Origin of the sequence: Rhodanobacter thiooxydans, from assembly GCF_021545845.1 — a bacterium.
GTDB lineage: Bacteria > Pseudomonadota > Gammaproteobacteria > Xanthomonadales > Rhodanobacteraceae > Rhodanobacter.
Window position 1 is genome coordinate 2,262,219 of record NZ_CP088923.1, and the last position, 24,272, is coordinate 2,286,490.

22 protein-coding genes are annotated in these 24,272 nt (G+C 62.5%); 11 read left to right on the forward strand and 11 right to left on the reverse strand.

Translation table 11 applies throughout. The features are described from left to right. Positions 1–48 precede the first annotated feature (48 nt). Positions 49–1,080, forward strand: coding sequence for a YncE family protein (locus LRK53_RS10120; RefSeq protein WP_235642040.1), 1,032 nt, complete (start codon positions 49–51; stop codon positions 1,078–1,080). A 203-nt stretch (positions 1,081–1,283) separates the two neighbouring features. Here the strand turns inward: LRK53_RS10120 and LRK53_RS10125 are convergent, their stop codons facing one another. Then, entirely contained in the window at positions 1,284–1,805 is a 522-nt protein-coding gene (locus LRK53_RS10125; protein WP_221174179.1) for an ester cyclase, read from the reverse strand. A 409-nt stretch (positions 1,806–2,214) separates the two neighbouring features. Then, positions 2,215–4,230 (reverse strand): sigma-54-dependent Fis family transcriptional regulator, encoded by a 2,016-nt coding sequence (locus tag LRK53_RS10130; protein WP_221174180.1) that lies wholly within the window; start codon positions 4,228–4,230, stop codon positions 2,215–2,217. Here LRK53_RS10130 and LRK53_RS10135 point away from each other — a divergent pair. The 6 genes from LRK53_RS10135 to LRK53_RS10160 are packed head-to-tail and all read left to right on the forward strand — an operon-like array spanning position 4,175 to position 8,184. Beyond that, entirely contained in the window at positions 4,175–4,432 is a 258-nt protein-coding gene (locus LRK53_RS10135) for a phenol hydroxylase subunit (RefSeq protein WP_027491971.1), read from the forward strand. The two genes, LRK53_RS10130 and LRK53_RS10135, sit on opposite strands and share 56 nt — an antisense overlap. A 45-nt stretch (positions 4,433–4,477) precedes the next feature. Then, the gene (locus LRK53_RS10140; RefSeq protein ID WP_027491972.1) at positions 4,478–5,515 is read left to right on the forward strand and encodes an aromatic/alkene monooxygenase hydroxylase subunit beta; all 1,038 of its coding nucleotides are present in this window, start codon (positions 4,478–4,480) and stop codon (positions 5,513–5,515) included. Next, positions 5,512–5,781, forward strand: coding sequence for an MmoB/DmpM family protein (locus LRK53_RS10145; protein WP_027491973.1), 270 nt, complete (start codon positions 5,512–5,514; stop codon positions 5,779–5,781). The genes LRK53_RS10140 and LRK53_RS10145 overlap by 4 nt, the downstream gene beginning before the upstream one ends. A 39-nt stretch (positions 5,782–5,820) precedes the next feature. Further along, positions 5,821–7,383 carry an aromatic/alkene/methane monooxygenase hydroxylase/oxygenase subunit alpha gene (locus LRK53_RS10150; RefSeq protein ID WP_235642041.1) on the forward strand — a complete coding sequence of 521 codons (1,563 nt, stop codon included), beginning with the start codon at positions 5,821–5,823 and terminating at the stop codon, positions 7,381–7,383. A 34-nt stretch (positions 7,384–7,417) separates the two neighbouring features. Continuing rightward, positions 7,418–7,780 carry a phenol hydroxylase subunit P4 gene (locus LRK53_RS10155; RefSeq protein WP_027491975.1) on the forward strand — a complete coding sequence of 121 codons (363 nt, stop codon included), beginning with the start codon at positions 7,418–7,420 and terminating at the stop codon, positions 7,778–7,780. Between the two features lie 11 nt (positions 7,781–7,791). Beyond that, positions 7,792–8,184 carry a 2Fe-2S iron-sulfur cluster-binding protein gene (locus LRK53_RS10160; protein ID WP_235642042.1) on the forward strand — a complete coding sequence of 131 codons (393 nt, stop codon included), beginning with the start codon at positions 7,792–7,794 and terminating at the stop codon, positions 8,182–8,184. Positions 8,185–8,270: 86 nt separating this feature from the next. On the opposite strand, the gene LRK53_RS10165 is transcribed toward LRK53_RS10160, so the two are convergent. From LRK53_RS10165 to LRK53_RS10200, 8 genes are all read right to left on the reverse strand, one after another. Further along, positions 8,271–11,228, reverse strand: coding sequence for a Tn3 family transposase (locus LRK53_RS10165; RefSeq protein WP_027491976.1), 2,958 nt, complete (start codon positions 11,226–11,228; stop codon positions 8,271–8,273). A 130-nt stretch (positions 11,229–11,358) separates the two neighbouring features. Next, complete coding sequence (locus tag LRK53_RS10170; RefSeq protein ID WP_235642043.1) at positions 11,359–11,580, reverse strand: hypothetical protein; 222 nt, start codon at positions 11,578–11,580, stop codon at positions 11,359–11,361. 36 nt (positions 11,581–11,616) lie between these two features. Then, entirely contained in the window at positions 11,617–11,823 is a 207-nt protein-coding gene (locus tag LRK53_RS10175) for a DUF3606 domain-containing protein (protein WP_081666557.1), read from the reverse strand. Then, a complete protein-coding gene (locus LRK53_RS10180; protein ID WP_027491977.1) occupies positions 11,816–13,426 on the reverse strand; it encodes a peptide chain release factor 3 in 1,611 nt (536 codons plus the stop codon). Before LRK53_RS10180 ends, LRK53_RS10175 begins: the two co-directional genes overlap by 8 nt. Before the next feature lie 52 nt (positions 13,427–13,478). After that, on the reverse strand, positions 13,479–13,889 hold the full coding sequence (locus LRK53_RS10185; RefSeq protein WP_221174181.1) for a TraR/DksA family transcriptional regulator: 411 nt from the start codon (positions 13,887–13,889) through the stop codon (positions 13,479–13,481). After that, positions 13,882–15,504: a chaperonin GroEL gene (gene groL, locus LRK53_RS10190; protein ID WP_027491978.1), complete on the reverse strand. Its 1,623-nt coding sequence runs from the start codon at positions 15,502–15,504 to the stop codon at positions 13,882–13,884. Before groL ends, LRK53_RS10185 begins: the two co-directional genes overlap by 8 nt. Positions 15,505–15,514: 10 nt before the next feature. After that, positions 15,515–17,626 (reverse strand): polyribonucleotide nucleotidyltransferase, encoded by a 2,112-nt coding sequence (gene pnp / locus LRK53_RS10195; RefSeq protein ID WP_027491979.1) that lies wholly within the window; start codon positions 17,624–17,626, stop codon positions 15,515–15,517. Between the two features lie 64 nt (positions 17,627–17,690). After that, positions 17,691–18,041, reverse strand: coding sequence for a TraR/DksA family transcriptional regulator (locus LRK53_RS10200; RefSeq protein WP_037089193.1), 351 nt, complete (start codon positions 18,039–18,041; stop codon positions 17,691–17,693). 540 nt (positions 18,042–18,581) lie between these two features. On the opposite strand from LRK53_RS10200, the gene LRK53_RS10205 reads away from it, so the two are divergent. The 4 genes from LRK53_RS10205 to LRK53_RS10220 all read left to right on the forward strand — a co-directional run bounded on the left by LRK53_RS10205 (position 18,582) and on the right by LRK53_RS10220 (position 23,517). Continuing rightward, entirely contained in the window at positions 18,582–20,063 is a 1,482-nt protein-coding gene (locus LRK53_RS10205) for a SulP family inorganic anion transporter (RefSeq protein WP_081666558.1), read from the forward strand. Positions 20,064–20,074: 11 nt separating this feature from the next. Then, positions 20,075–20,929, forward strand: coding sequence for a universal stress protein (locus tag LRK53_RS10210; protein ID WP_027491981.1), 855 nt, complete (start codon positions 20,075–20,077; stop codon positions 20,927–20,929). A gap of 122 nt (positions 20,930–21,051) precedes the next feature. Next, positions 21,052–22,221: a cyclopropane fatty acyl phospholipid synthase gene (gene cfa / locus LRK53_RS10215; protein WP_027491982.1), complete on the forward strand. Its 1,170-nt coding sequence runs from the start codon at positions 21,052–21,054 to the stop codon at positions 22,219–22,221. Between the two features lie 72 nt (positions 22,222–22,293). Beyond that, on the forward strand, positions 22,294–23,517 hold the full coding sequence (locus tag LRK53_RS10220) for an MFS transporter (protein ID WP_235642044.1): 1,224 nt from the start codon (positions 22,294–22,296) through the stop codon (positions 23,515–23,517). Between the two features lie 168 nt (positions 23,518–23,685). Here the strand turns inward: LRK53_RS10220 and nudE are convergent, their stop codons facing one another. Beyond that, complete coding sequence (gene nudE / locus LRK53_RS10225; RefSeq protein WP_051257507.1) at positions 23,686–24,195, reverse strand: ADP compounds hydrolase NudE; 510 nt, start codon at positions 24,193–24,195, stop codon at positions 23,686–23,688. Positions 24,196–24,272 lie beyond the last annotated feature (77 nt).

Sequence of the window (24,272 nt, forward strand, 5' to 3'; positions counted from 1 at the left end):
AGCATACGTAGCGCGTAGCATGTGTGCCTTGGACACGAGTGCCGGCACATGAACCTCAAGGCAGACCGCACCCTCTGTCGAGGCCTGATGGCCTTGGTGGCCTTTGCATCACTGGTCGTAACCACGCCCGCGTGCAGCGGGGCGAACAGTCCGGGTAGCCGGTTGCCGCTGACCACGCTCGCGGAGGTGCTATTACCCGGCAGAGCCACGCGCTGGGACTACGCCAGCCTCGACGAACGAAGCCATCTTCTTTTCCTGGCGCATCTGGGCGACAGCGCCGTCGTCGTGTTCGACACCGCCCAGCGCAAGGTGGTGGCGACCATTCCCGACGTCAGCTCCGTCCACGGTGTGCTGTATGTGCCGGAGCTGGATCGGGTATACGCCTCGGCGACCGGCGCCGATGAAGTGGTCGCCATCGACGCCAAAACCTTCAAGATCATTGCGCGCACGCCGGCGGGCGATTATCCGGACGGCATGGCCTATGCCCCGGACGTGCACAAGCTGTATGTCTCCGACGAACACGGCGGCACCGATACCGTGATCGACGTGCGATCGAACGCCCGGGTGGCCACGATCCCGCTGGGCGGCGAGGTGGGCAACACCCAGTACGATCCGGTCACCCGGCACATCTTCGCGAACGCGCAGACCCGCAAGCAGCTGGTGGAAATCGACCCAGCTACCGACAGGGTGATCAGCCGGATCAGCCTTCCCGGAGCCGTCGGCAATCACGGTCTCTACATCGATGGCGCCTCACGTCTGGCTTTCATCGCCTGTGAGGACAACAGCAAGTTGCTGGTTCTGGACCTGACCAGTCGAACAGTGCGGGCCACCTTCGACGTTGCCGACGATCCGGATGTCCTGGCCTTCGATGCTTCGCTCGGCTGGCTCTACGTGGCCGGTGAATCCGGCGAGGTGTCGATTTTCAAGGTCACCGGGCGCACCGTTCGACCGCTCGCCACCGCGGTGCTCGGCCCGAATGCCCACGTCGTCGCCGTGGATGGCACCACGCACCAGGCCTATTTCCCGTTGAAGCCCATGTGGGGCAAGTCCAAGCTGCGAATCACGCGACCACAGCTGTAGGTTGGTTCACCCCGGAGTCGGCGACCGAAAGCGCGTGAAACCCATGCTCTGGATACCGCCGCCCAGTACGGTTGCTCAGGCGCATGGAGGGCACGCAACAAAGGGAGGTCCTCGACCCACACCGGCTCGACCAATCTCAATGCGTGCCCGATTCCGACGGCCTGAAGGCGGTCTCGGTTACCGCTCAACTCTATCGAGGCCTTCTAAGCCCAGATGTACTCTTCAGCAATGGCGCCGTCGCGCCACTTGGCGACGGTTACCATGCGTCCTCCGCCTTCGAACTCGCCGACGACGCAAGTCCACTCGCCGGATCCGAAAGCAATCGGATGGGAGGTTATCTGCGGTGGCGTGCCACCCGCCGATTCGACATACGCTTTCATGGCGTCGATATGCTGCTGAATCCCGCGAGTCGGAGCCTGACCCTTCCAGTCCACCAGGACATCGTCGGTGTGGTGATGGGCGAACACTCCGGTCCAGTCGCCGTTGTTCCATCCGGTGAAGTCGAGATCATCCATGCCCTTCAGATTACGTTTAACCGCGTCGCCTTGCATGGGCCTCTCCTGTTCTGGCTGCGAATCAGACTCCCGAACCGTAGCACCGGCAAAATGCCACAACAACGTCCTGCCGCCCCGCATTGCCAAACGGCAACCACAGGAACTGCCGTAGTCGCCGACCCGTGTGGCCTTGGTACCCGTGACCGTGCCGTTGCTGGTGTTGTCGATCATGCTGCCCGCATGGATCGTGGCGGCGAAGGCCGCGCATAACCAGCAACCATGGCGCCACCCTTGGTCGTGATTCACGACGATTCGGAGCGCAGGCAAGCATTCGAAAGAACGAGACGATTTCGGACCTCAAGCTGGCCCATGACAGAGCGCCCCGAAGATCCGCTCCAACCCGAATGGCTGCCGTTCGCGTGACTATGCTGATGTCGGCAGTTGGCCGGGAGCTGACGTAGGGCGCGCGATTAGGGCGCGTTATCGGGGGTAGGGTGATGCGCGCGGCGATCACGCCCCTAGTGACGACGTCGGATTCTGTATTCCGCCGCCTATGGTTTCGCGCTGCGGACAAGTTCGACTGGTACCGACCGGGATGGCTACAAGCTACGCTCAAATTTCATCCACTTGGTCGCTCGGTTCAATCCCCCTTGTCTATATCTCGCATGCATTTGATCCGATAGGCGAGTTTTGCGCGGCTGATGCCGAGCAGTTTCGCGGCGCGGGTCAAGTTGCCGCCCGAGCGTTCCACCGCCATCTGCAGCAGGCCGTCTTCCAGTTCCTCCAGCCCGATGCCGGATTCCAGCACGCGCTCGGCCAGCGTGTCGGCATGGCGGGGGGTATCGGTGCCGATCGCGCCGGATGCCTGCAGGTGCTGCGCGGGCATCGAGCCAGCGTGCGGGAAAAGATGGTGCTGGTCGATCGCCGAGTTGTCCGGCGTCAACAGCACACCGCGCTCGATGACGTTCTCCAGTTCGCGGATGTTGCCCGGCCAGGCGTAATCGACCAGGGACTGCATCGCGCGGTCGCTCAGGCCGCGGATCTGCTTGCCCACAGGGCGGGAAAATTTCTCGATGAAGCGCTCCGCCAGCAGCGGGATGTCCACGCGGCGTTCGCGCAGCGGCGGAATGGTGATGGGAAAGGTGGCCAGTCGGTAATACAGGTCGGCACGGAAGCGTCCCTCCTGTACGGCCTTGAGCAGGTCGACGTTGGTGGCGGCGACGACGCGGACGTTGACGACCTTGACCCGTTCCCCGCCCAGTCGCTCGATCTCGCCGGATTGCAGCGCACGCAGCAGCTTGACCTGCGCGCTGGGCGGCAGATCGCCGACCTCGTCGAGGAACAGCGTGCCGCCGTCGGCGCGCTCGAAGCGGCCGGCGCGGCTGCTCTGCGCATCGGTATAGGCGCCCTTCTCGACGCCGAACAGCTCCGCCTCGATCAGGTTGTCGGGTATCGCGCCGCAGTTGACCGCGACGAACGGCTGCGCCGCGCGCGGCCCATTGTCATGCAGCCAGTGCGCGAAAATCTCCTTGCCCACGCCCGTCTCACCCAGCAGCAGCACGCTGATCTGGCTGGGTGTGGCGTTGCGGAGCAGGGCCATCGCGTCGAGGAACTTCGACGATGCACCCACCAGCGGGCCATCGTAGCGCGGGCGGGCGATGGATGAGCGCAGGTGCTCGACCTCCATCTGCAGGTCGAGCAATTCGTGCGCGATCGAATCGGGGCGGAAGTACTGCAGGTAGTCGGGATCGTGCCATTCCTCGGCCGGCTTGCCGACGATGCGACAGCAGGGGTCGCCTTGCGCCGTGCACTCCACTTCCTTGAACACGATGAAGCGGTTCATGAAGGCGCTGGTATAGCCCGAGGCATAACCGATCTGCGACCAGCATTCCGGATCGTCCGAATAGCCGGACTCGCGCACGTGTGATTCACATTCCCAGGAGTTCTGCCACAGGTATTCGCCGTAATAGCGACCGCGCTGGATGTCGATATCCTGCTTGACCTTGACGACCTTGACGACGCCCTCCAAGGAATGCAGCAGCGGCCCGGTGGCGAAGCTCTCGACCTGATCGACCAGGTCTGGGCGCAACTTGCGCGCCAGCTGCGCATCGCGCTGGCCGGAAACGAAGCCCATGCGCAGCAGCAAACCACGCGCGCGCTGCTCGCCCAAGCTTTCCAGCAGCTCGCGCCGCAACGCGCCGAGCGCGCCGGTGTGCAACAACATCATGCGGTGCTGGTCGAGCCAGATGAGCCCGCTCGACGATTCAAAACGAATCAGCGATCGGAGCGAGTCGAGCAGGTCGTTCTGAACAGAAATCGCTGGCATCGGAGCCGCCACGGAAGAGGTGGGCCGGTGGCACGCCGCCCGTCTTTCGGGCGTTGCAGGCCGTTCGGCAGGGCCTAGCACAGTTTGATTGCACTGCAGCATGCGCAAATCATCAAGCTGCGGCGCATCAATTGACCATTTGCGCAAACGCAGCCCGGCACCGTTCGCGGCTTGGCCGGCGCAAAGCGCGCTGTGAAGCCGTTCGTGAAGGCTTGGCACGGCGATTGCGTTTAGGGACTGCCAAGGCGTTCCGCCTGCGCAACAGGAGCAGCTGATGAATGCATCAACCCAGCCGGCATTTCGCCAACCCGCGACGACGGTGCGCGTCACCGGGGGCATCGGGCAGCGCTTCGTGCAGTTCGAGTTTTCCCTGGGCGATCCGGATTTGACCGTGGAGCTGGTAATGCGGCCCGAGCAGTTTCGCGAGTTCTGTGCCCGGCATCACAGCCGTTTCCTGTCAGACCCGGAGTGCGCAGCCGTGGACGCCGAGCGGCTGAAATGGCGTTACGGCAAACCCGACGTCGAGAGCTGAGCCGGTTCGACCGGCGCCACCGACACACAATCACAGGAGCTTTTCATGCAGGTCGACATCAAGACAAGTGATATCCGGCCAATCCGGCAGACGTTCTCGCAAATAGCGCGCCGGTTCGGGGCTGACAAGCCGGCCACGCGTTACCAGGAGGCGACGTTCGACCTGCAGTCAACGGCCAATTTCCACTACAGGCCGCTTTGGCAGCCCCAGTACGACCTGTACGACGTGCGCCGCACCGCCATCGTGATGGATGACTGGTATGCCTTCCGCGATCCCCGCCACTACTACTACGGCGTGTATGTCCAGGCGCGGGCCAGGCAGCAGGAAGTGCAGGAGAGCAACTTCGAGTTCGTCGACCGCCGCAGGATGCTGCGCGATGCCGCGGAAGCCGACCGCGCGCGTCTGACCCGCCTGCTGGTGCCGCTGCGCCACTACGAGTGGGGCGCCAACATGAACAACTGCACTGTGGTGGCCTATGGCTACGGTGCGGCCATCACGCAGGCCGCGCAATTCCACACCATGGATCGTCTTGGCCTGGCGCAGTACCTGACCCGGATTGGCCTGCTGCTGGACGGCAACGACACCGCCGTACTCGACCAGGCCCGGCAGGACTGGCTGGGCGACCCATGCTGGCAGGGCGTGCGCGCCTGCATGGAAAAGCTGTTCGTCACCGCGGACTGGTTCGAAGTGCTGCTGGTGCAGAATTTCCTCTTCGATGGCCTGGTGTATCCGCTGGCCATGAGCCACCTGGAGCAGGTGCTCGCACCGCAAGCGGCCAGTGGCTACGCCCTGTCCACGGAGTTCGCCCAGAGCTGGTATGAGGAAAGCGTCCGCTGGGTGGATGCCAGCCTGCGCACTGCGGTCGCCGAGTCGGAGGCCAATGCGGTGCTGCTCAAGCAATGGATCGAGCACTGGTTGCCAGCATGGGTCGATGCCTTCCGGCCACGGGCGACGGCGGCGTTCGGCGACCAGGCTGAGGCCGTCACCGCCGAAGCCGTCGGTGACCTTGTCGCCCGCGCCGGGCGGGTCGGCATCGCTGTGAATACTTCGTCGCCGTCCGACCCGACCGGGAGGAAGCCATGAACAACAACGTCTTCATCGCCCTGCAAACCAGCGACGAGGCCCGCGCCATCATCGATGCGATCCTCGATGACAACCCTGCGGCCACACGTTCGGATTTCCCCGCCATGGTGAAGATCGATGCGCCGGGACGGCTGGTCGTGCGGCGCGAGTCCGTGGGCCAACGCCTGGGTCGCGACTGGGACCTGCAGGAACTGCACCTCAGCCTGATCTCGCTGTCGGGAAACATCGACGAAAGCGACGACGAATTCTGTCTGGTCCGCGGCTGACGCGGTACCCACACCACACTCCGTACCGACGAGAGAACCATGAACAAGCGAGCCTCCGATATCGTGGCGAAAGGCGCAGACAACGCCAAGACTGCCCCACGCAAAGTGGGCCTGAAAGAGCGCTACAGCCTGATGACGCGCGACCTTGGCTGGGACACCACCTACCAGCCGATGGACAAGGTCTTTCCGTTCGACAAGTTCGAGGGCATCAAGATCCACGATTGGGAAGGCTGGCAGGACCCGTTCCGGCTCACCATGGATGCCTATTGGAAGTTCCAGGGCGAAAAGGAACGCAAGCTCTACGCCATCATCGATGCCTTCCAGCAGAACAACGGCCATCTCAACGTCACCGATGCACGCTACATCAATGCACTGAAGCTGTTCTTCCAGGGTGTGTCGCCACTGGAAATAGCCGCCAGCCGCGGCTATGCCATGGCCGGTCGCAACTTGCGCGGGGTCGGTGCGCGGGTCGCCTGCCAGATGCAGGCGATCGACGAACTGCGCCATGCGCAGACGCAGGTCCACACCATCAGCCACTACAACAAGTTCTTCAGTGGCCTGCACGATAACATCCACATGTACGACCGCGTCTGGTACCTGTCGGTGCCCAAGTCCTATTTCGAGGACGCCATGACGGCCGGTCCATTCGAGTTCGTCACGGCGATCTCCTTCTCGTTCGAATACATACTGACCAACCTCTTGTTCATGCCCTTCATGTCGGGTGCCGCGTTCAACGGCGACATGGCCACGGTGACGTTCGGTTTCTCCGCGCAGTCGGACGAGTCGCGCCACATGACGCTGGGGTTGGAGATCGTGAAGTTCCTGCTGGAGCAGGATCCCGCCAACCTGCCCATCGTGCAGCGCTGGATCGACAAGTGGTTCTGGCGCGGCTACCGGCTGCTGGCGCTGGTGGCGATGATGATGGATTACATGCTGCCCAAGCGCGTGATGTCCTGGTCCGAGGCCTGGGAGATCTACTTCGAGAAGAACGGCGGCGCGCTGTTCGAGGATCTGTCCCGCTACGGGGTACGCATGCCGAAGTACCACGAGGTGGCGCAGAAGGAAAAGGCGCACCTGTCGCACCAGGTCTGGAGCACGTTCTACAACTTTTCCCATGCTGCGGCCTTCCACACCTGGATACCCGGCGACGGCGAGAAGGAGTGGCTCGCGGAGAAATATCCCGACACCTTCGACAAGTTTTATCGCCCGCGCTTCGAGCACTGGGACGGCCTGGCGAAGAAAGGCGAGCGCTGGTTCAGCCCCGGGCTCCCGATGCTGTGCCAGACCTGCCAGGTCCCGATGTTGTTCACCGAGGTCGACACGGACCCGACACGCATCTGCTTCCGCGAGAGCGACTACAAGGGCGCCAAATACCACTTCTGTTCGGACGGCTGCAAGGACATCTTCGACTACGAGCCGGAGAAGTACGTGCAGGCGTGGCTGCCGGTACACCAGATTTTCCAGGGCAACTGCGGCGGCGCCACCGTGCCGGAGGTACTGACCTGGTACCACTTCGCGCCCGGGGTGGACAACGGCGACCACGACCTGTCGCCCGACAAGGCCAACTGGGATCGCTGGACCGGCACCCGCACCACCGATTGAGGCAGACCGCTCAACTTTCCGAGGAGATTCGCGCATGGCCGTCCAGGCACTCTCACCCGACTATACCGGCGTTCCCCGCGACGCCGAGGAAAACTTCCACGGCAACCGCCTGCTCTATCTCCACTGGCGGGATCACCTGATGTTCTGCGCACCGTTCTGCATTCCGGTGTCGCCCGACATGCGCTTTGCCGTCTTGCGCGACGAGGTACTGCCCAGTCTGTACGGCTCACATCCGGACTTCGTCCGGATCGACTGGAAAAAAGTGCAGTGGCAGCACGGCCAGGACGCTTGGATGCCCGATCCGACCAAGAGCCTGGCGGACAACGGCCTGGTGCACAAATCGCTGGTGCAATTTCGCACACCGGGGCTGACCGGCATTGCCGGCAGCGGTACGTAAGGAGCCTCGGCATGGCCTACCAGCTCACCATCGAGCCTTTGGGGCAGACCGTGGAGGTCGAGCAGGACCAGACCATCCTCGATGCCTGCCTGCGGCAGGGCGTGTGGTTGCCGCATGCGTGCTGCCACGGGCTTTGCGGCACCTGCAAGGTGCAGGTCGTGCAGGGTGAGTTCGAGCACGGCAACGCCAGCCCGTTCGCGCTGATGGATTTCGAGCGGGAGGAGAGCCAGGCGCTGGCCTGCTGCGCGACCCTGCACGACGACGCGGTGATCGAGGCGGACGTCGACGAGGACCCGGATGCGCTGTACCTGCCGCTGGAGGATCGCCAGGCCGAGGTGGTGCGGATCGAGGACCTGACACGGGGTCCAGCCGAGATACGTGTAAAAATGGGACACACCTTCTGAAAAGGAACGCACTTTCAGAAGCTTGGCTGGAAATTTAGCTTGGATGTGGCGGCGCTCTGCGATCGGTTGCACTGGCGGCATTCCGGCTATTCCAGCATGAGTTCCACCAGAAAGGGATCGGGAACAGCGTCGATATCGATCAGGTAGTCGCCGAAGCGCTTGATATGACCGGTCATGTACGGGCTCATGGTGGCGACATCCTCTCGTTTCGGCTTCCACCCTTCGGTGGCCAGTTCGCGAAGGATACGTGTCAGATCCACCGCGTTGCTGAAAATGATCGCGTTGGTGACCAGGTCGTTGTACTTGACCGTCTTCTCTTGTTCCTCGGGGTCGTTGTCGGCAATCACCCCTTCCCCGCCGAAGAAGTTCCACTTGGCGAAACCATTGTAGGCCTCGACCTTGTTGGTTGAGGCCGTGATTTTTTCGCGCAGATCCAAGTCGGAGATGTAGCGCAGTAGGAAGTTGGTGCGCACCACGCGGCCCAGCTCGCGGAATGCCTGATAAAGCCGGTTCTTGCGGCTGTTATTGCCTAGTTTGCGCAACAGTGTCACGGATGAAATCTTCCCGGCGGTGATCGAGAGCACCACCCGCATCAGATCCTTCCAGTGGGTTTCAATGAGCGCCCAGTCGATGGTGTCCTTAAACAATGAGTCGATGTGTTCGTAGCGTGTCTCGGCGGAAGGACGAAAGAACTTCAGATCCTGCCAGTTGCGAATACGCGGCATCAGCTTGATGCCAAGCAAGTACGACAGCGCGAATACCGGCGCCGACTGACCTTGGGTATCGGCATGCACTGTGTCGGGCTGGATATCGGACTTGTTTTTCAACAAGCCTTCGATGATGTAAATCGCCTCCCACACGCCGGATGGGATGAAGTGGGAAAACAGCGCCACATAGGTATCGGAGACGTGGTGGTAGGCGATGCCGCCGTAGCCGCCATAACGGATGTGATACTCGGCCATCAGGTTCTGATCGCGCATGTCGTATTTCGTGCCGTCGGCGGCCGCGCTTTTCCCATCGCCCCACACCTTGGGCAAGTGCAGTGTGTTGTAGGCGTTGACGATGTCCTTGATCGCCAGGTCCAACTTCTTGCCGTTGACATGGCGACGATTGACGAAAGAGAGCATGTGCGGCGTCACAGCGCCCCGGAAGTGACGTGCCGCCTGTACGGGCCCCAGATTGCTGCCATAGGTAAACGTGGTCAGGACGTAGCGTTCGGTGGCGCGTTCGAGCTTGGGATCGGAGCCGGAGAGCGGGCCAAAGTGTCGGGGGAAATTCACCCAATGGGCGACGTTGCACAGGATGTCGAGGATGTTGCGCTCGGGCATGCGTTGAAGAATGGCGGTCTCCAGGGCCTTGGCCGATTCGGTCGGTTCCTTGGCGACGACGCGCTTGAGAACCGGAACGCCGCGATCATCAATCACGATCTGGTTGTTGTCCGGATACGCCGCGTCGATTTCTTCCGCCGTGCGGGTAAGTTCTTCCCGCAGTTGCGCAACGAAAGCCGCAGCATCGGTGGGCAAGCCCAACTGACCGCAGTAATCGGCCAGCCGGCTTTCACAATCGTCCCAGCTTAAAAGCTGACCGCGATAGTCGGCATATTCCTCAGAGCCGCCGATCGCCATGTCGCCAGTCTTCAGCTCGTTGGCCAGGCAGGAGAAGACACACACCTCAAGGTGCCGGCGGTGAATACGAACGGTACCGTCCTCGGCCCGATGCGACACGACCCGTCGCCATCGATCGTTAGCAAACGCGAGGTCGACAGGTTCGTCGATCCAGTCGCCGCGACGGGGTTCGTGTTCCAACACCAAAGCGAGCGCCTCCACCAACGAGCGGTCCTCGCTGGTCGTGGACAGATCAAGAAGGCGGACCATGCGATAGATTGTGGGGCGGTGACTCTTGAAGAACTTCCACAGCAAGGGGTAGTAGTTGTCACCGCTGTACGCATTGATCGCGGCACAATCCTCCTGCAGCACCTCGATACCACCTCGCTTGCTCAGGAGTTGCCGGATTTCCCGTCCCGCCTCGGTATCGCTCGGATGCGTGTCCAGCACCTGGATCACGTCGGTGAGAGTGGCGACGATGGCCTCGGTCTTCTCGCGATGTCGAACACGCAGCCGCTCCAACTCCTCCTTGCCACGGCGATGCAGATTGTTCATCCGCTTGATGTACATGCCCGCCAGGTCGTCCCGCGCCTGAATGCGTGCGCGGTGTATGAGGCTGAGCAGTAGCAGGTGGCGTTTGGGCGCGCCGAAATCCCGCAATTCGGCGGCATCCAACGCCTTCGCTTCCGCCGCAAAATGCTTGATCTTGGTTTCGGGTACGCCGACCAGGAGGTGGGCCTCACCGACCAAATTCGAAAGCCGGGCAATATGTTCAATCAATCGCTGGAAATGTTGTAGCGAAGAGCGTTTGGGTAGTTGCTTGATCAGCTGAAGCGGGCTCTGGCGGCGGCCGGATTCGACATCGAGCAACGCGTCCAACTGGCTGATATCGGATGGCGACAGGCGTTGCTGGACCAGGTTGAACAGCCGCTGGTTGACCAAGGCACGAATGCGCCGTGCCATCCGATCCAGCGTACTGAAGGCCGGCAGCTCGATCTTGTCTTTAACGAGCTGCTCGATCGATGCATTGATCAGATCCGCCGGATGATCCATGACCTGCGCGGCCGCCCCCATGGCACGGGCAGCGACGTGCATGCCGCGGTCTCGGTAGGCCGTCACGCCCAACCGACGGCGGATGGCCGCGTGGTATCGGTAAAGCGTGCGCGACTCCAGCGTCGCCGGGCGCGCATGGCCGCTCAGGCGCAAGGCATCGCGAACGCATCGCATGATCGCCAGGGGCACGTCATCGACGACGGGAAAGTAACCCAGTCGCTGAAATCCCTTCAGCAGGAGCAGAAAGCTCAGGCGGCGGGTGGGTTCGCGAACCTGTTTGATAGCCAGCGAGAGCTCGTCATCGGTGGGGGTGTAGACCTGTTCGAGTTCATCGGCCGAAGGATGACGTTTGAAGCGCGGGTATGCCGTCCTTTCGATCGATGCCATGGTGACCTAGCCGATAGCGGCGCTCAGGCGCCGGTTCCATCACACGTTTAGATAGTCGTCGCATGCCGCGACAAGTTGCCGGATGCCTGGCTGATCCGCGTCCGGCCTTGAGCGCAAAATGGCACGCAGATCACCAAATCTGTTCATTGTTCGGTATCAGCTCCGACGGGCTTTCCCACATCCAGTCGATCACGAGCGAAGTCAGTGCGGCCGCCTCCAGCGTGGCCACTTCATGCCGGGTCGGGACATACATGCCGGCCCGGATCGTGGGGTTATCCCGTCCATGGCTGTCCAGCGCCGCCTCGAACGCACTGGCGGGCAGTCCAAAACGATCATCGTCTGATGGAGGCATGGGTGTTTCTCCGGCGATCAGGAACGTTTGAGCTTTTCACAGGCTCAGATAATCCTCAATGCGGTTGCGATCGCTACCCAACTTAACCACCAGTGCCCGCAGTTCCTCCTCGGTGATCTTGTACAGCCGTGTCCAGTAGCGAACCTCGTAGGGATCATCCAGTTCGACGCGATACAAGCATTTGGGCAGGTGGTAGTCCGCGTCCTGCGGGGGATGAGGCGGCTTCGGTATCCGGTCAGGCATGAATTGCGGCCTCGACCAGGGATTGATCGCGGGTCGCCGCGAAGCGAATCTGCGGCCAGCGCTCCTGCGTCATCTGCAAGTTGACCCGCGAGGTGGCCAGATACACCAGGGCATTGGCCGCATCCCGCGCCAACTGGTGGGCGTTCTTGGCGCTGAATTCCTCCAGCGCATCGCTATCGTCACAGTGGACCCAGCGGGCCGTGATCGCATTCGTGGGTTCGAACAGCGCGTGCACGCCGTATTCCTGCGCCAGGCGGTAAGCGGCGACCTCGAACTGCAGCACACCTACGGCCCCCAGCAAGAGGTCGTTGCTGGCGACTGATCGGAAGAACTGCGTGGCACCTTCCTCGCTCAGCTGCTGCAAGCCTTTGTGCAGTTGCTTCAGACGCAGCGGATCCTTCAAGTGCACCCGCCGAAACAGTTCGGGGGCGAAATGCGGAATGCCGGTGAACTGAAGCATCTCGCCTTCACTGAAGGTGTCGCCGATCGCGATCGTGCCATGGTTATGGAGACCGATGACATCGCCGGGCCACGCCTCCTCGATCAGGCCGCGTTCGGAGGCCATGAAGGTCAGCGCATCGCTGACACGCACGTCCTTGCCGGTGCGCACATGCCGCAGTCGGACGCCTGGGTGATAACACCCCGAACACAACCGCATGAACGCGATGCGGTCGCGATGTAGCGGGTCCATGTTGGCCTGGATCTTGAAAACGAACCCCGTCACGGACTTTTCCGTAGGCGAGACTCGCCGCGGTATCGCCTCACGCGGCTGTGGTCCGGGGGCGTGGGCGACGAAGAAGTCCAACAGCAGTTGCACCCCGAAATTGTTGACCGCCGATCCGAAGAACACCGGAGTTTGCCGCCCGGCCCGGTAGGCTGCGGGATCGAACGGATGGGAGGCGCCTTTGACCAGCTCCAATTCACCATGCAGTTCGCGCAACGTGTCCGTCCCGATACGCGCCTCCAATTCCGGGTGCTCCAAGCCCTGGAAGATCATCGAGTCCTGGCGGGTGAAATTCTTGCCCGGCTCGAACACGTGCACTTCATCCAGCAGCAGATGGTAGACGCCCTTCAGTCGCTGACCCATGCCGATCGGCCAAGTCACCGGCGCACAGGCGATGCCGAGTAGCGACTCCACTTCGTCCAACAGTTCGATCGGTGAGCGGCCCTCGCGGTCGAGCTTGTTGATGAAGGTCATGATCGGCGTGTCGCGCAGCCGGCACACTTCCATCAGCTTGATCGTGCGCTCCTCCACGCCCTTGGCGCAGTCGATCACCATCAGCGCCGAGTCCACCGCGGTCAGCACGCGATAGGTGTCCTCGGAGAAGTCGGCGTGACCCGGCGTATCGAGCAGGTTGACGATCGTGCCCTCATACGGGAACTGCATCACCGAGGACGTCACCGAAATACCGCGCTCCTTCTCCAGGGCCATCCAGTCCGAGGTAGCATGACGGGTCGTTTTGCGCGATTTGACGCTACCAGCCTGGCGGATGGCGCCGCCGAACAGCAACAGCTTTTCGGTCAACGTGGTTTTGCCGGCGTCGGGGTGGCTGATGATGGCGAAGGTCTTGCGGGGGGCGGGACTGTTCTGGGAGACGTTCATTGGAAACGGGCATGCCAAGGGTGGAAGGGAACGTGTCGATACGCCTTGCCGTCTAGGGGCGGTCGGCCTTTTCTTCGGCAATCTCCTCCACGCATCCCATGCAGAACGGTGCCGCTGGGTCAGCCATCAGGCGCTCGGCCTGGATGTCTTCCTTGCAGCGACAGCAGACGCCATAGCGGTCCTCTTCAAAGCGTTTGAGCGCAGCACTGATGCGTTGCAATTCGATCGTCAAACGGGTGTGCCCGGCCTTGGCCATCTGCTGCTGCGCCATGGCGTCCATTCGACTCAGCCGGCCCTGCAGGGTCTGATCCAGTTCGACGGTGCCCCCGGACGCCTTCAGTTGCTCGATCGTCTCCATCAGATCGAGGCGCTTCTGCAACAGGACGTTCGCCATTTCATGACAGAAGGTTCTGCGATCGGTGGTGGGATGGGCGCCGGACACGGAAATTTCTTGCTCACTCATAAAGCGCTTCCTGGGCGCCATCGGCGGCCGTTGCGTCGGAGGGGTGTTCAGTAACAACCGCGCCGCAGGTCAGCCAAAGCTCGGCGACCTGACTGGCCTTGACGAGCGCGGTGCGGGTCACCTTGGTCGGATCCAGAATACCCATCTCGACCATGTCGCCGAACTCGCCGGTCGCCGCGTTGTAGCCGAAGTTGCCGGTGCCTTCCTTGACCTTGTTCAGGACCACCGACGGCTCTTCGCCGGCGTTGGCGACGATCGCACGCAACGGCGCTTCCAGCGCGCGGCGGGTGATCGCGATGCCGAGGTTCTGGTCTTCGTTGTCGCCCTTCAGGCCTTCGACTGCCTTCAGCGCGCGGATCAGCGCGACACCGCCGCCCGGGACCACGCCTTCCTCGACCGCCGCACGGGTCGCGTGCAGGGCGTCTTCGACGCGGGCCTTCTTTTCCTTCATCTCGATCTCGGTGCCGGCACCGACCTTGATCACCGCCACGCCACCGGCCAGCTTGGCCACGCGCTCCTGCAGCTTCTCGCGGTCGTAGTCGGAGGAGGTCTCCTCGATCTGCGCCTTGATCTGGCCAATGCGCGACTGGATGCGCTCGGCTTCGCCGGCGCCGTCGATGATGGTGGTGTTTTCCTTGGTGATGACGATGCGCTTGGCCCGACCCAGATCGTTGATCGTGGTCTTCTCCAGCGACAGACCCACTTCCTCGGAAATGACCTGGCCGTTGGTGAGGATCGCGATGTCTTCCAGGATCGCCTTGCGACGATCACCGAAGCCGGGCGCCTTGACGGCGGCGACCTTCACGATGCCGCGGATGGTGTTGACCACCAGCGTGGCCAGCGCCTCGCCCTCGACTTCTTCGGCCACGATCAGCAGCGGCTTGCCGGCCTTGGCGACGGCCTCGAGCACGGGCAGCAGCTCGCGCACGTTGGAGACCTTCTTGTCGTGGATCAGGATGTACGGGTCGTCCAGCTCGACCTGCTGGCTCTGCTGGTTGTTGATGAAGTACGGCGACAGGTAGCCGCGGTCGAACTGCATGCCCTCGACCACGTCCAGCTCGTTGTCCAGGCCCGAGCCTTCCTCGACCGTGATCACGCCTTCCTTGCCGACCTTCTTCATCGCGGTGGCGATGATGTCGCCGATGTTAGCGTCGGAGTTGGCCGAGATGGTGCCGACCTGGGCGATCGCCTTGTCGTCGACGGTCGGCTTGGACAGGTTCTTCAGCTCGCCGACGGCGGCGATCACCGCCTTGTCGATGCCGCGCTTGAGATCCATCGGGTTGATCCCGGCGGCCACGGCCTTGAGGCCCTCCTGGATGAAGGCCTGTGCCAGCACGGTGGCGGTGGTGGTGCCGTCACCGGCCACGTCGGAGGTCTTGGAGGCCGCTTCCTTGACGATCTGCGCGCCGATGTTCTCGTACTTGTCGGCCAGCTCGATCTCCTTGGCCACGGACACGCCGTCCTTGGTGATCGTGGGGGCGCCGAAGCTCTTCTCCAGCACCACGTTGCGGCCCTTGGGGCCGAGAGTGACCTTGACCGCATTGGCCAGGGTGTTGACGCCCTTGAGCATGAGCAACATGGCGTCGATGTCGTAGCGAATGTCTTTGCCTGGCATGTCTGCGCCCTCAGGCAACATCCGGAACCGTCGCCGGTTCGGCAAGCGCCTTCATCGACAACCGTATGCGCCCCTGGCGATCGACTTCCAGCACCTTGACCCGCACAAGGTCGCCCTCGCTGAGATGATCGGCCACACACTCGACACGGTCTTCGGCGATCTGCGAGATGTGCACCAGGCCATCCTTGCCGGGAAGGATGGTGACGAAGGCGCCGAAATCCATGATCTTGGCGACCCGGCCTTCGTAGACGCTGCCCGGCTCGACGTCGGTGGTGATCTGTTCCACCCGCGCCCGTGCCCTGGCAGTGGCCGCCGCGTCGCGCGACGCGATCACCACAGTGCCATCGTCGCGGATGTCCAGGGTGACGCCGGTCTCCTCGGTGATCGAGCGAATCGTGACACCGCCCTTGCCGATCACGTCACGAATCTTGTCGGGCGAGATGCGGAAGGTCACCAGCCGCGGCGCGTACTCGCTCAGCTCAACGCGTGGCCGATCGAGGGCCTTGTCCATTTCATCGAGGATATGCAGCCGTCCCTGGCGCGCCTGGGCCAGCGCTTCACGCATGATCTCCTCGGTGATGCCGTCGATCTTGATATCCATCTGCAACGCGGACACGCCGCCGCGGGTGCCGGCGACCTTGAAGTCCATGTCACCCAGATGATCTTCATCGCCCAGGATGTCGGTCAGCACCGCGTGCCGGAAACCCTCTTTGACCAAACCCATGGCGATGCCGGCGACCGGCGCTTTCAATGGCACGCCGGCATCCATCAGTGCCAGCGATCCACCGCACACCGACGCCATCGAACTCGACCCGTTGGACTCGGTGATTTCCGACACCACGCGCAGCACATACGGAAAATCATCGAAGGACGGCAACACCGCCTTGAGGCCGCGCTTGGCAAGCCGGCCGTGGCCGATCTCCCGGCGCTTGGGGCCGCCCATGAATCCGGCCTCGCCGACGCAGTACGGGGGAAAGTTGTAGTGCAGCATGAACAGTTCTTTCGATTCGCCCTCGGCCGCATCGATGAGCTGTGCGTCGCGCCCGGTGCCCAGCGTGGCCGTCACGATGGCCTGCGTCTCACCCCGGGTAAACATGGCCGAACCGTGGGGTCGCGGCAAATTGTGTACGTCGATGTGGATAGGTCGCACCTCGTCCAGGCGCCGGCCGTCGATGCGCTTGCGCGATTCCAGCACGAGCTGCCGCACGGTGTGATGTTCGAGGTCCTCGAATGCCGCGATGGCCTGCTGGCTGGTCCAGCCATGGGACTCCCTCTCCTGATCGATCACCTCCAGCATCGCGTCACGGGCCGCGCGAACAGCCGCCTGGCGTTCGCCCTTGTCGGCGATGGCGTAGGCTTCCACGAGACTGAGTCCCACCAGACTGCGGACACGATCGGTCAATGCTTCATTACGCGCAGGCACCGTCCACGACCATGGCGTGACGCCAGCCTCTGCGACCAGTTCGCGGATGGCGGCGATCACCGGCTGCATGGCACGATGACCGAACATCACCGCGCTGAGCATGATGCCCTCGGAAAGCAGACTGGCTTCCGACTCGACCATCAAGACCGCCTTGGATGTCCCAGCCACGACGAGATCCAGTTCGGATGTCCGCAGCTCGGTTTGAGTAGGATTGAGCACAAACTCGCCGCCGCAATAGCCCACGCGTGCCGCGCCGATCGGTCCGGCGAACGGCACGCCGGAGAGGGCCAGCGCTGCCGAAGCACCGATTAGGGCCGGGATATCCGAGTCCACCTCCGGGTTCAGCGACATCACGGTGGCGACCACCTGCACCTCGTGCAGGAATTCCTTTGGGAACAGCGGTCGAATCGGGCGATCAATGAGGCGCGACACCAGGGTTTCCTTCTCGGTCAGGCGACCCTCGCGTTTGAAAAATCCGCCGGGGATGCGTCCTGCCGCGTAAAACTTTTCCTGATAGTTGACGGTGAGCGGGAAAAAGTCCCGCCCGGGTGACAGGCGCTTGTCGGCCACTGCCGTGACGAGCACCACCGTATCGTCCAGCCGTACGGTAACGGCAGCCGATGCCTGACGGGCGACCGCCCCAGTCTCGATGATGAGTTCGTGCTTGCCGAACGCCAAGGCCTTGAGTGTCTTTTTCATGAACGAATTTCCTGACAAGAGGTGAAGAAGCGGGCGCCCGTCCCGACCTGCGATGCACGACTACTCAACCGAACAGGCGGCTCTTCTGCTCGGCGCGCGCTTCGAGACAATCGATACAGAACGGTGTGGGCGGATCGCAACGGAGCCTGGCTTCGTCGATATCGTCGCCGCAGTGGCAGCAGTAGCCGAACGCGTCGTGAATGATCCGATCAAGCGCCGCATCGACGCGCTTGCTCTGGATCACCAGGTTTGCGTGCGAGGCGCTTTGCAGCAGCGAGCGGTACGGCAGCTGGATTTGCACGAGTAGTGCATTCGCAGCCTCGTCGTCGGGCAGCGGATCGAGCGCGATGCCGAGAAACTGCTTGATCAGTGACAGCTGCTCTTCGCAGTGCCGGATGAGTTGCTCATGGTTCATGGCACACCTCAAAACGATTGCGATGCGGACATGACACGCATCGCCCAAGACCACCGATCACCACAAGGGATGAACGGACAGGAGGTTGGGTTTGGAGGTGTTACCTAGATTGGACGGGCCTGGCCGACCAAGGCCGTGACACCGCAGGATGCGGCACGGCAGAACAGAAGAGAGGCGTTGCAGCTATTCATTACATTCACCGACAAGGATTCGCCATGGGCGCCTGACGGAGTCACTGCCACCATTGACAGTGAAGCCTTGAGCTTGCGCGTCGTTTAATCCCACAAAGGCTACACCCGTGATCGGGGGGTGCCAACCAGCGACCGGGTGACTCGTTTTCTGCTATGCTGGGCGGATGCCTTCGATCTTTTGCATTTCTGCACTCGCCGCGCCTCGCGCCGGTCGCATGACGCCACCCTAGGCGTCGCTACCCTCTGCACGTTTCTCGCTCCTGCTTTCGCAGTTGAGCGCTATCCCTGCCAAGCACCCACCAGCACCGCGTTCGCGCGTGCTGCCCGCTTCTATTCGGATTTCAAATTTATGACATTGAGAAACCTCCGTCAGGAGTGGTTTTCCAACATTCGTGGCGACGTACTTGCGGGCATCGTGGTGGCGCTCGCGCTGATCCCCGAAGCGATTGCCTTCTCGATCATTGCCGGGGTCGACCCCAAGGTCGGGCTCTACGCGGCGTTCTGCATTGCCACAACCGTGGCTTTCGTGGGTGGTCGGCCAGGCATGATCTCCGGCGCCACGGGCGCCATGGCGCTGTTGATGGTGACCCTGGTCAAGGACCATGGCCTGCAGTACTTGTTGGCCGCCACCATGCTGACCGGCGTGCTGCAGATATTGGCCGGGGTGTTCAAGTTGGGCGTACTGATGCGCTTCGTCTCGCGCTCGGTGATCACCGGCTTCGTCAATGCGCTGGCAATCCTGATCTTCATGGCCCAGCTTCCCGAGTTGGCCGGTGGCGACTGGCGGGTCTATGCGTTGGTGGTGGCTGGTCTGATCATCATTTATGGCGTGCCGCGCTTCACCAAGGTGATTCCGTCACCACTGATCTGCATCATCGTGCTGACCCTTTTCACCGTATTGGCCGGTGTCCACGTACGCACCGTGGCCGACATGGGGACGCTGCCGACCAGCCTGCCGACCTTCCTGTCACCCCAAGTGCCATTCAACTGGCACACGTTGATGGTCGTGCTGCCCTATTCGGCAACGATGGCCGTGGTGGGCTTGCTTGAGTCGATGATGACGGCCTCGATCGTCGATGAATTCACCGATACCTCCAGCAACAAGAGCCGCGAGTGCATCGGCCAGGGCACGGCCAACATCGTGGCCAGCCTGTTTGGCGGGATGGCCGGCTGCGCAATGATCGGCCAGTCGGTGATCAACGTGAAATCCGGTGGCCGTGGACGGCTCTCGACATTCTGTGCCGGTGTGTTCCTGTTGATCATGGTGGTCTTCGCCAGCCGGTGGGTGGGCCAGATCCCGATGGCGGCGCTGGTGGCGGTGATGATCATGGTCTCGATCGGTACCTTCAGCTGGTCCTCGATCAAGAACCTCAAACTGCATCCGAAGTCCTCCAGCGTGGTGATGATCGCGACGGTGGTGGTCGTGGTGGCAACCCATGATCTGTCCAAGGGCGTGATCGTGGGTGTGCTGCTCAGCGCGTTGTTCTTTGCGCGCAAGGTGGGACGTGTGCTGCATGTGGGGTCGGCGCTCAATACCGATGAACGCATACGCGAATACCGCGTCACGGGCCAGGTGTTCTTTGCCTCGGCCGAGACGTTCATCGCAGCGTTCGATTTCCGCGAGGCGCTCGATCAGGTACGCATCGACGTCAGCCGCGCGCATTTCTGGGACCTCACTGCCGTCAGCGCCCTGGACAAGGTGGTGCTCAAATTCCGCCGCGAGGGCACCATGGTCGACATCCATGGGCTCAATGAGGCCAGCGCCACGATCGTCGATCGCCTCGCCATTCACGACAAGCCCGACGCCGTCGAAAGCCTGATGGGTCATTGAGGAGAAACGCCATGAAAACCTTGCTCGCCTGCCTCGACGATTCGATTTACACGCAAAGCGTGATCGATCACGCTGTCTGGGCTGCCGGACGGCTCGATGCCCAACTGGAGTTGATGCACACGCTGGAGCGCCATCCCGAGCGTGCTCAAACCTCCAATCTCAGCGGCAGCATCGGGCTGGGTGCCAAGAGCGACCTGCTGTCGGAGCTCGCCACGCTGGACGAACAGCGCAGCAAGTTGTCGCTGCAGCACGGTCATGCCTTGCTCTCCAGCGCCGCCGAACGAGCGCGCCAGCAAGGCGCGGCCAACGTACACGAGCGTTTGCGCCATGGTGATCTGATCGATGCCCTGGTGGAATTCGAGCCCACTTACAACCTGTTGGTGATCGGCAAGCGCGGGGCATCGGCGGATATGGCCAAGCTGCATCTGGGTAGCAGCCTGGAGCGAGCGGTGCGCGCGATCCATCGCCCGATCCTGGTCGCCTCCCGCGTCTTCAAGCCGATCGAGCGCCTGCTGATTGCGTTTGACGGAAGCGCCAGTGCACGCAAGGCGGTCGAACTGGCCGCCCACAGTCCGTTGCTGGCCGGACTCGAGTGCCATCTGGTCATGGCGGGCGCCGAATCGCCGGCCCATGCCGCGCACATGGCCTGGGCGCGCGAGCTGCTTGACGCAGCGGGCATCGCGATCAGAGCCGAGACCATCCCGGGCCACGCGGATGCTGTGATCGCCGACTACGTGCGGTCCCATCACATCGATCTGGTAACGATGGGCGCTTATGGTCATTCGCGCGTACGTCAGCTGATCGTGGGCAGTACCACCACCACCATGGTGCGCAGTTGCCTGGTACCGATCCTCCTGGTGCGATGAGCCCATGCCGATCAGCTTTCCCATCTCGCTTGATATCACGCCGCCCTAGCGGCCACGCCACCTTGCCACAGGACTCTCCCATGACTTGAAAAAAGCCGTCTCTGCGCGGCGCAAGGAGCACCATGTTTGATGAAGCCACCACGACCAACACTCCGGGCAGCGGAACCTACACACCACCTATCACCCGAGCCTCCAGTGCAGTCAGCGAACTGATTGCCGAGGCGGACATCGAAATCAACGGCATCCGCCCGTGGGACATGCAACTGCATGCCGACGGCGTGCTGGAACGAGCACTTGCCGAGGGCAACCTCGGGCTGGGCGAGGCTTACATGGAAGGCGCGTGGGACGCGCCGCAGCTGGACCAGTTTTTCTACAAGCTGCTGCGCGCGCGGCTGGCCGAGAAAGTGCAGCCTGTGCGTATGCTCGGCCACGCGCTGAAGGCCAAGCTGCTCAACCGCCAGACCCGACGTCGCGCCTGGCGGGTGGGCCAAGAGCACTACGACCTGAGCAACGCGTTCTACGAGGCGATGCTCGATCCGCGCATGACCTACACCTGCGGCTACTGGAAGCACGCCGCGACCCTGGCCGAAGCGCAGGAGGGCAAGCTCGATCTCATCTGTCGCAAGCTCAAGCTCAAACCGGGCATGCGCCTCCTCGACATCGGTTGTGGCTGGGGCAGCTTCATGGGCTTTGCCGCCGAGCACTATGGCGTGCAATGCGTCGGCGTGACCGTGTCGAAAGAGCAAGTGGCATGGGCAAAAAAGCGCTATACCGGCATGCCGCTGGAATTCCGCCTGCAGGATTACCGCGAGGTGGACGAGTCGTTCGACCGCATCGTCAGCGTGGGCATGTTCGAGCACGTCGGCCGCAAGAACCACCGCACCTTCATGGAAGTGGCTGCGCGCTGCCTCGCGGACGATGGGTTGTTCCTGCTGCACACCATCGGCAAGAACCAGCGCCGCAGTACGCCGGATCCATGGATCGACAAGCACATCTTCCCCAACGGCGATCTGCCGTCGATCGGCCAGATCGGCGATGCGATGGACGGCTTGTTCGTGGTCGAGGATCTGCACAACTTCGGTGCCGACTACGACCGCACCCTGATGGCCTGGCATGAAAACTTCGAGGCCGCCTGGCCGCAGTTTGCCGAGTCGCTGGGTGAAGTGTTTCACCGCAAGTGGCGCTATTACCTGCTGTCATGCGCAGGCGCCTTCCGTGCGCGCGACATTCAGCTGTGGCAATGGGTGCTGTCGCGCCAGGGGATCGAGGGCGGCTATCGGCGGTGTTCCTGAGCGATTGCACGGGTTGGCACATGGAGCGCACGGCCCCAGAATGGGCACCGTCGGCTCTGAATGCACCTATTCTTGAAAGATCACGCCCGCTTTGTCCGGGAAAACCTGCGCTGGATCGGCGGCGGGTTCCTCCTGATGTTCTTCTCGTCCTTCGGGCAGACCTTCTTCGTGGGGCTGTTCGGCACCGACCTTCGCGCGCAGTTCCATCTTTCGGACGGGCAGTTCGGCGGCCTGTACACGGTTGCCACGCTGGCCAGCGCGCTGACCTTGCCGTGGGCAGGTCGAACCCTGGACCTTATGCCGGGATGGAAGGTGGCGCGCTTTTCCATTGTTGGCCTGGCGATCGCCTGCGTATTGGTAGGCGTGGCGCCGCATGTGATCGTCCTGGCGTTTGCGCTCTACCTGCTGCGGTTGTTCGGCCAGGGCATGATGACCGAGATCGCTTTCACCGAAGTGGGACGGTGGTTCAATGCCAACCGGGGCCGCGCCATGGCGCTGATCGTGCCGGGAGTGCAGGCCGGTTCGGCGCTGTTGCCGGTGGCGGTCGTGCTGATGGTCAAGCTGGGCGGCTGGCGCACTCCCTGGCTGGTTTCGGCCGCATTGCTGATGCTCGTCGGGTATCCGCTCATCATCGGCCTGTTGCGGATCGAGCGAGTGCCGCGTTCCCACGAGCTCGATGCCGGCCGGCAACGCACGGCGCGCGACTGGACCCGGCGTGAAGTGGTTCGGGACCCCGTCTTCTATCTGCTGCTGGCAGGCACGTTAGCGCCACCGTTCATCGGCACCACCATCTTTTTCCACCAGGGGTACCTGATCGCGCTGCGCGGCTATGACCCGCTGGTCTTCGCAGCCGCGTTTCCCGTGATGGCCGTGACGACCGTGCTGTTCGGCTTGCTATGCGGCCACATGATCGACCGGTTCGGTGCCTTGCGCCTGCTGCCTTTCTTCCTGGCGCCCCTGGCAGTGGCATCCGCCGCAGTCGGGCTGGTCACCCCGGCGTGGGGCATTTATTTGTTCATGTTTTTGCTGGGTATCAGCAACGGCTTCACGCAGACCCTGCTCGGCGCCCTGTGGCCGGAGGTCTACGGCCTGGCCAACCTGGGAGGCATCCGCGCGATCATCGTGGCGGCCATGGTGCTGGCCACAGCGCTCGGCCCGGGACTCACCGGCGTGCTGATCGACCTGGGGCTGCCGCTACCTGGCCAGATGCTGTGGATGGCGCTCTGGTGCATGGTGGCGTCACTCGCCATGGCGATGGCTTCACGTGCTGTGCGGTTGCGCGAATGCCGAGCGTGAAGAGCCTCAGCGACCGGTAAATGCTTACCGAAGATTTCCTCGCAAGTTCAGCATCGCGGTGGAACACAGCGTCACCACCGATAGGATGGCCAGCGTGGCGAACGCCCGTTCCTGCGCCGACGCCTTGCAGTTCACACCTGCCCAATGCCACGGCCGCGCAGACATCGTTCAGCGAGTGGCCAGATACTCGCGAACCATGAAGAGCCCGGCAATCGATCGCGCCTCGGAACAATCGTCGCGCAGCATCAAGTCGCCCAACTGGTCCAGGCGCCACGGCACGACCTCCAGTTCCTCCGGCTCATCGCCCGGCAGGCGTTCCTCGTAGAGATCCTCGGCGAGAACCAGATGGGTCCGGTTGCTCATGTAGGTGGGCGCGAGGGACAAGGTTCGAAGGCAGGTCAAACGCCGTGCGCCGAAACCGACTTCCTCCTTCAGCTCCCGGTTCGCGGCGTCCTCAACGCTTTCTCCCTTGTCCATGCGCCCCTTGGGGAGACCCAGCTCATACGCGTGGACACCCACCGAATATTCACGGATCAGCAGAACGACGCCCGGCTCGGGGATCGCGGCGATGATCACCGAGCCGTATCCCTGACTGTGCAATCGATGGAAGTCGCGTCGGATACCGTTGGTGAATTCCACTTTCAAATGCTCGATCGAGTAATAGCCCACCTCGACCATTTCCGACTGTTCAATCCGCGGTAACCTGACGCTAACGCCGGCCGTTGAAGTGAATCCCGCGGACGCTGAAGGGCGGG